The organism is Saccharopolyspora sp. NPDC045941 (assembly GCF_056431445.1).
In genome coordinates this window covers 62,086-69,470 of record NZ_JBWKKU010000051.1, presented here as the reverse complement: position 1 = coordinate 69,470, position 7,385 = coordinate 62,086, and the positions used below count along the sequence as shown (strand labels likewise).

Genomic DNA, 7,385 nt, shown 5'->3' with positions numbered 1-7,385 from the left:
GAATACGGATCGTTCGTGCGGACTCGAAGTTCTACACAGCCGGCGTGGTCGCCGCCTGCCGCCGGGCCGGAGCGCATTTCTCGTTGTCCACAGGCATGAACCCCTCGATCGCGGCGGCCATCGCACAGATTCCCGAGCATGCCTGGCAACGGATCCACTACCCTCGGGCCGTCGAAGACCCCGACACCGGCGAGTTGATCTCCGACGCCGAGGTCGCCGAGATACCGGACTACACAGCCTTCACAGGGCGACCGAAGAACGAGCAGGTCACCGCCCGTCTGATCGTGCGCCGGGTCCGCGACCTCGCCAAGCCCGCCACCCCTGACGGCCAGGGCGAGCTGTTTCCCGCCTGGCGCTACCACCCGCTGTTCACCGACAGCCCCATGCAGACCCTCACCGCCGAGCAGCAGCACCGCCACCACGCCGTGATCGAGCAGGTCATCGCCGACGCCAAAGCAGGCCCCCTGGCCCACCTGCCCTCCGGGAAGTTCAACGCCAACCCCGCCTGGCTGACCCTGTGGGCCATCAGCTACAACCTGCTGCGCGCCACCGGCACCCTGGCCTCCGTATTCCACGCCAAGGCCACCACCAGCACCACATCCGAGCGCATCTGATCCACACCCCCGCCCGCATCGCCCGCTCCGCCCGAAAACTGACCCTGCACCTGCCCCACCACTGGCCCTGGGCATACGCCTGGAAGCAACTGTTCGACGCCACCCACGCCCCACCCACCACGAACTGACTTCTACCCGCCCGCCACGAACGCCAACCACGGAACAAACACGGAAAAGCTGGGCAAACCAGCGGATAACGCATGCCCTGAACACGACAGCAAGATCAACAACAGCCAATCAACCAACCAAGATCACCATCAGCAACCATCGGTGGATTGAGGCTAAGGGCTTCGCCAACCCATCCGCAGTTACCCAGCGAAGCTGAGCTGATCGGGAATCCGTGTGCGTCCTGCGCGGGGCCAGCCCGGGGGCACGCATCAGTGCAGGTCAGCGTACGTAAGGCTGAGCCCGCTACTTCGCGCGCCATGGGCAACCCATCCTCTTGGGAGATGATCATGGCGCGCCCTCCGCTCCCGCTTGGCACCTGGGGCTCGATCCGGATCCACGGCAGAGTCGGCGACGAGTGGGTACCCAAGGCGGAGATCCCCGCCGGGACGAAGATCACCAGTTGGCGGGCCATCGCCAAGTACCGGACGCATGACGGTGTCACTCGATCAAGTTTTTGGCTCAATCTTGTTCGGTTGAAAGTCGTGCCTGTTGATCTTGTTGATGGATGTCGACGGGGCGTGCGAAGCTGAGGGCTTCGTGCGGTCGGACGCGGTTGAACGCGTCTTGGCGGATCACCTCGAGGTCCTCGAAGGGGCCAGCCGCTCCGCAGACTTCTTCCACACCCGCAACTCGACATGAGCCTCACCCAGGGCGGTAGTCAGATCGTCGATCTGGGCCCGCAACTGCTCCTCACGGCCCGACGGACCGGCCTTGCCACCCTCGGCGATCCCGGCCCGGCCACCCTCGAGGAACTGGGCCTTCCACCGCGACACCGACTGCTCCGAGACCTTGCACGATCAACATCCCGGCATGGTCATCCTGAGGCGCAGGGTGCACGCGGGCATCGATACGTAAGCGTCTCGGCCGGTCAGCAGAGAGGCACGCGTCGGCGAGCAGATCGCCGTGGTGTGAAACCGGTTGTAGTGCAACCCGTCCCGCGCCAGCTCCGCCCCAGCCGGAGTCTCGATCAGGCCCCCGAACTGCGACGCCGCTCCGAAACCCACGTCGTCGAGCAGCACCAGCACGACGTTCGGCGCCCCCTCGGGAGGTCGGGGCGGGGCGAGTTGCTGGACGTCGGACATCTCCACGCCTTCCCTTCACCGGCCGCAGAAGCCGCTGCGCCCGCTGGAGGCCAAACTCCATCGACTCGCGCAGATCGTGGGCGTTGTTCGGTGCAGCCACCCCACCGTCGCCGGTTCTCGGACTGGCAACCACCTGGGTCTTGGTCAGTGGGACTCCCGGCGGTCAAGACATGCCGTGCCCGCCAGCTCGACGTCCGCCTGTCCGGTTGATGCCCCGGAATTGTCGGGAGGGTCCACTACGGTCGCGGTCATGACGGAGCAGGTGTGGTGTGGCGTGGTCGAGCTGCGGCAGTACACGCTGAAACCGGGGCAGCGGGACGTGCTGATCGAGCTGTTCGAGCGTGAGCTCGTCGAGCCGCAGGAAGCGCTTGGCATGCGGATCATCGGCACATTCAGCGACCTCGACGACCCGGACCGGTTTGTGTGGCTGCGCGGGTTCGCCGACATGGCGGCCCGCCACGCCAGCCTGACCGGCTTCTACCACGGGCCGGTCTGGGCCGAGCACCGGGAAGCCGCGAACGCCACCATGGTCGACTCCGACGATGTGCTGTTGCTGCGGCCATGCGGGCCGTTCACGCGACCGAAAACGCCCGGGAAGCTAGTCACCGTCACCGTGTCCGACCGCCACGTCACGGGCAGCCAGGTCGTTGCGACCCTGCGCAGCGAGCATGCGCCCAACACATTCCCGGCGTTGCCGGTCCGCGAGGATGAGGACGTGGCCGTCACCGTCGCCGTGCAGGACCACAGTCCCGAGCCGAGCCCGGAGACTCTCCGTCTGGAGCCGACCGCGCGGTCCTGGCTGCGTTAGCGCACCTGCCGGAAGAACGATCGGACCTCGTCGACGTACAGCTGGGCAGCTCCAGCGCCTGGCACGACTCCGGCCTCGGCGCACCCGTCGACATCGACCGCCTCCAACAGCAGATCACCACCCTCGAACAACACGTTGTCGAGCTGCAAGGCCAGCTCGAGGAGGGCACCAGCGAGCTCGATGCGGCGCGAGCGGCCAACCGGGAACTCACCAGGGCGCTCAACCAGCCAAAGCGATGACCTCTCCCCCTGCCTTCGTCGCTGGGCCTGGTGCTGGACTTCAAGCACGACACCCTCCGGCGAAGGAGGTGGTGACGATGGCGCATGCAGTGTGGGGAGGGGTGCTGACCTTTTGTTATCTGGAGGCGGGTTCTGGCCTCAGTCACATGAGGGATCTTGGGGCCCGGACGTGTGGCTATTGAGTATCCGGGGGCTGTTAGGCACTGATCGCGCGGTAGACCTCCACGGAGCTTTGTCCGAGCGCCCGCGCCCCGCGAGAGGGCCCGGACGCGCTCGGGAAGGCGATCGCAACCCAGGGGGTCACGTCGCAACCGCTGCCGGGCCACGTTGATCCCGACCTCCTGCGGAGCGACCGGGTAGTGCCAGACCGGGAACATGCCGGGTTCGCTCTTGACCACCAGATGCGGAGCGCCGTACCAGGTCGGCACCAGGACCAGCGGCATCCGGAGCGGATGGATCACCGAGTGGTGCAGCTTGTCGACGATCACCCGAGCCGGGTCGGTGTACTCCGCGCAGGTCGGGCTCAGCGACGCGAGCACCCGGCCCGGTGGCTCGGCCAGGAGCCGGCGAGCCGTTCGGCCGGTGGATTCCCCCAGCACCGGGCCGAGCTGGCGCCACGACTCGTCAAAGAACAGCTCCGCGCATCCGCGCAGGAAGTCGATGATCTCGCCGCGACAGCCTTCCGGATCGTCGATCAACCGCTCGGCCAGCTCTAGCCGGGCACTCGACAGCCCCCGCGCGGTCCGCAGCAGGGTCGCCTGCGAGTCCGTGCTGCTGAGCAGATCGGAGAAATCCAGCCCCTGGTACCCGCCGCAGCAGGCGTAGGCGGTCAGCTCGGCGAACCGCGCACACGGCATAGCGGCGATCTCGTCGAGCTGCCACCCGAGATCCGCGCCGGCTTGCAGACCGCAGTAGAAGCCGCGCCACCGCATCGACGACCACAGCGGTGTGAGCTGCCGCAGGACGCGGAGGAAGTCGTCCGACGCCGAGTCCAGGACCTGGCGCGCCCACGACGCCAGGCCCGGATGGTGCTCGGCCTCAGTAAGCACGTGCAGGCAGGCCGACAGCTCGGCCAGCGGAGAGGTCACCGGCCGGATGTGCTCCACTCGCACCCCATCCAGCAACACGACAACCGACACGACCCGAGTCTATGAACTCAGGAACTCGGCGCGAACCTCGGCGAAGAACACCGGGTCGGCGAGCAGGTCCGTCACCACCTGCGCCAGAGCCCGGGCGGCGATCGCGGTGCGCTCGTGCGCGAGATCGGTGACCGCGGCATCCCGCATCGCATCTGAGTGCCCCGGCGTGCCCCGCTCGGCGATCTGCACGTAGGGATGGATGATCGGCACGATCTGGGAGAGATTGCCGATGTCGGAGGACCCCGCAGGCTCGTCGGGTGATCCCGGCTCGATCGGGAGTCCCAGTGCCGACACCACGTCGCTGAATCGCCGCGCCATGGTGAGGTTGTTGCGCCGGTCCGCGTACATGGGTCCGGTTTCGACGACCGAGGCGGTCGTCCCGGTCGCCATCGCCGCGCCGTGCGCCGCCTTGGTGACGCGGTCGACGAGCTCCTCGGCGGAGTCGGTGGCCACGTCCCGCACGTAGAGGTCCACGGCCGCGTGTGCCGGGACGACGTTCGGGGCCTGACCGCCGTCGCTGACGATGCCGTGAATCCGTGCAGTCGGCGGCACGAACTGCCGCATCGAGTCGATCGCGGTGAGGAACAGCTGCGCGGCGGCGAGAGCACTGCGGCCGTACCAGGGCAGCTTCGACGCGTGCGAGCTGACCCCGGTGAACTCCGCCCTCAGATGAGCGGCGGCCAGGCCGTGCCGCGTGCTCAGCGTGCGGTCCGCGGGGTGGAACATGACCGCGGCATCCACACCGTCGAACACGCCCTCTGCCGCTAGTTTGATCTTCCCGGCTCCTCCCATCTCCTCTCCCGGGGTCCCGATCACCATGATCGTTCCCGGGTGGTCGGGCGCGGCCCGTGCGGCGGTGATCGCGGCCATCGCTGCCCCCGCCGCGATCAGGTTGTGCCCGCAGCCGTGCCCGATACCGGGCAGCGCGTCGTACTCCGCGAGCACCGCGACCACGGGACCATCAGCACCGGTCTGGTGACGAGCAGTGAACGCGGTGGGCAGCCCGCCCACGTGCCGGTCGACGGCGAAGTCCGCCTCGGCGAGCCAGTCGACGAGCGTGCCTGCCGCGTGGTGCTCCTCGAACTTCAGCTCTGGGTGCGCGTGGATCTTCCGGCTCACAGTGACCATCCGCGGCGTCAGCCGGTCGGTGATGGTCCTCAAGATGTCGCTCACGTGTGCTCCTGTCGTACGTGCACTGCCAGGACCACGATGCCGCAGCGCCGCTCTCGAACCGGCCTCTAAGCTGCGCGTTTGCCGCGAACCCGGTAACCGTGAGGCGGCCTGCGGCCGGTCGGTTACCGCGTGCCCGGTAACCACGTGACCGCCACCACGGACCCGATTACCGTCCCGTCCCACCGAAGCGCACCGACAGGGAGGAAGCCCGGATGAGTACGGCAGTGGCACCGAGAACCCGGTTCATCCGGGTCCTCGATCTCGTCGAACGGGCCGGCAACCGGCTCCCCCACCCGTTCTGGCTGTTCTGGCTGCTGGCCGGACTGACCGCGCTGGTCAGCTGGGCGATGTCGGGAACCACCGTGCTCAACCCGGCCGATGGCGATCCGGTCACGGTGCGGAACCTGCTGTCCGCGGAGGGGGTCCGCGCGTTCTTCGGCGGCGTCGAGGAGGAGTTCGTCACCTTCGGCCCGCTGGGCACGGTGACCATCGTGATGCTCGGTGTCGCGGTTGCCGAGAGATCGGGCTTCTTCAGCGCACTAGCCCGCAAGGCGCTCGCCCGCGTGTCGCCGCGGTGGGTCGTGCTGTGCTTGGCGCTCGCGGGAGCGTTGTCGAAGTTCCTGTCCGACTCCGCCTACATCGTGCTCGTGCCGCTGGGCGCGGTCGCGTTCCGGGCGGTCGGCCGGTCACCGATCCTGGGCATGATCGTCGCGTTCGTCTCGATCAACGCCGCGGGCGACGCCAACCCCCTGATCGCACCTGGCGACGTCGTCTTCGCTTCGATGGCGACCGAAGCGGCTCAGGCCGTCGATCCCGGCCACGTCGTGCGTGCCACCGACAACATGTACTTCACCACCGTGTCCGCGATCGTCCTCGCCCTGGTGATCACGCTTGTCACCGAGACCGTGCTGGCCAAACGGGAAGCGTCGCTCCAGCCGGATCACAGCAGCGAGCTGGAGGCCGAGGTCGCCGACGCGATGCCTGGCCCGCGGGAGGTCCGTGCCCTCAAGTTCACCGGTCTTGCGGCGCTGGCGTTCGTGGCGGCCCTGGTCGTGGCACTGCTGCCGGAATCGTCTCCGCTGCGCGGGGAGTCCGGCGGAATTCTGGACTCGATGCTGTTCGACAACATCGCCGTCTTCCTCGCGCTGTTCTTCCTGTCCATCGGCCTGGTCTACGGACGGCTTACCGGGCGGATCACCAACAGTCACCAGGTCCCCGCGTTCATGGCCGACGGGCTGCGCTCGATCGCGCCGCTGCTGGTGATCTTCTTCGCGGTGTCGCAGTTCCTCGCCTTGTTCAAGTGGACCAAACTCAGCACCGTCATCGCAGTCGCCGGTGCCGACCTGCTCAAGCAGATCGGCGCACCACCACTGGTGCTGTTCACGCTGCTGATCATCGGCATCGCAACGATGAACCTGCTGATCACCAGCGGACAGGCGCTCTGGGCACTGATCGCACCGGTCCTGGTTCCCATGCTGATGCTGCACGACATCAGCCCGGCAACGACCATGGCCCTCTACCGGATCGCGGACTCCTGCACGAACTCGATCACCCCGATGAGCACGACCTTCATGCTCACCGTCGGTTTCATCCAGACCTACCGCAAGCGCGGAGCAGGTATCGGCACTCTCGTGTCCTGCACGCTGCCGGTCGCGCTGAGCATGCTGGCGGCCTGGACCGCCCTGTTCTTCGTGTGGTGGCTGCTGGGCATCCCGCTCGGCCCCGGCGCCCCGATCCGCTAGTGTTCCGTGACTCTGCTTTGTTTACTTTGCGTTGTTGTCCACGAGTTTCTTGATGTTGGTTTGGACGAGTCGAACCTTGGCGAAGATCTCGCCGGCGGTGGCGGTCCAGGCAAACGGCTTGGGGTCGATGTTCCGGAGCCAGCATTTTCTGGGCGCATTTCGGAGCCGGTGGGGTCGTCGAGGTCGACGTTCACGCGCACCCGCGTGGTGCGTGTGGTCCCGAACGTGTCGCAAGTGCACGGTGTGCTCGTCGTTCCCGTGCTTCCTGCTGGAACGAGAACCCGTCCGCTGACCAGGATGTAGCACTGCGCCGGCGCTGCGCAGACCCGCGCAATGGTCATTCGCCTTCTGCTGCGGTATCGGCGTGGCGCCGCAGTTCGGCCTCCGCCGTGGAAGCCTTCGTCCCCTGCTCACCAGGAG

At 67.3% G+C, this 7,385-nt stretch carries 6 protein-coding genes and 1 pseudogene; 3 read left to right on the top strand and 4 right to left on the bottom strand.

The features are described from left to right. A partial coding sequence (locus tag AC07FN_RS32695; RefSeq protein ID WP_478399093.1) for a transposase family protein occupies positions 1-614 on the top strand: 614 nt, incomplete at its 5' end. A 965-nt stretch (positions 615-1,579) separates the two neighbouring features. Here AC07FN_RS32695 and AC07FN_RS32690 read toward each other — a convergent pair. Next, positions 1,580-1,864: a sulfatase-like hydrolase/transferase gene (locus AC07FN_RS32690; protein WP_478399092.1), complete on the bottom strand. Its 285-nt coding sequence runs from the start codon at positions 1,862-1,864 to the stop codon at positions 1,580-1,582. Between the two features lie 274 nt (positions 1,865-2,138). Here AC07FN_RS32690 and AC07FN_RS32685 point away from each other — a divergent pair, with 274 nt between their 5' ends. Beyond that, a complete protein-coding gene (locus tag AC07FN_RS32685) occupies positions 2,139-2,672 on the top strand; it encodes an NIPSNAP family protein (protein ID WP_478399091.1) in 534 nt (177 codons plus the stop codon). Here AC07FN_RS32685 and AC07FN_RS32680 read toward each other — a convergent pair. From AC07FN_RS32680 to AC07FN_RS32670, 3 genes and pseudogenes are all read right to left on the bottom strand, one after another. Next, complete coding sequence (locus AC07FN_RS32680; RefSeq protein WP_478399095.1) at positions 2,669-2,959, bottom strand: hypothetical protein; 291 nt, start codon at positions 2,957-2,959, stop codon at positions 2,669-2,671. The two genes, AC07FN_RS32685 and AC07FN_RS32680, sit on opposite strands and share 4 nt — an antisense overlap. Positions 2,960-3,312: 353 nt before the next feature. Continuing rightward, positions 3,313-3,999 (bottom strand): annotated as a pseudogene (locus AC07FN_RS32675) (DUF5937 family protein); the annotation flags it as partial. 60 nt (positions 4,000-4,059) lie between these two features. Beyond that, on the bottom strand, positions 4,060-5,223 hold the full coding sequence (locus tag AC07FN_RS32670; protein ID WP_478399090.1) for a M20 family metallopeptidase: 1,164 nt from the start codon (positions 5,221-5,223) through the stop codon (positions 4,060-4,062). A 212-nt stretch (positions 5,224-5,435) separates the two neighbouring features. Here AC07FN_RS32670 and AC07FN_RS32665 point away from each other — a divergent pair, with 212 nt between their 5' ends. After that, positions 5,436-6,965, top strand: a complete 1,530-nt coding sequence (locus AC07FN_RS32665) for an AbgT family transporter (protein WP_478399089.1) — start codon at positions 5,436-5,438, stop codon at positions 6,963-6,965. Positions 6,966-7,385: the final 420 nt, after the last annotated feature.

Excerpts from the sequence above, each read along its gene's own strand:
- AC07FN_RS32690 (WP_478399092.1), bottom strand. The coding sequence starts at position 1,864 with ATGTCCGACGTCCAGCAACTCGCCCCGCCCCGACCTCCCGAGGGGGCG.
- AC07FN_RS32665 (WP_478399089.1), top strand. The coding sequence starts at position 5,436 with ATGAGTACGGCAGTGGCACCGAGAACCCGGTTCATCCGGGTCCTCGAT.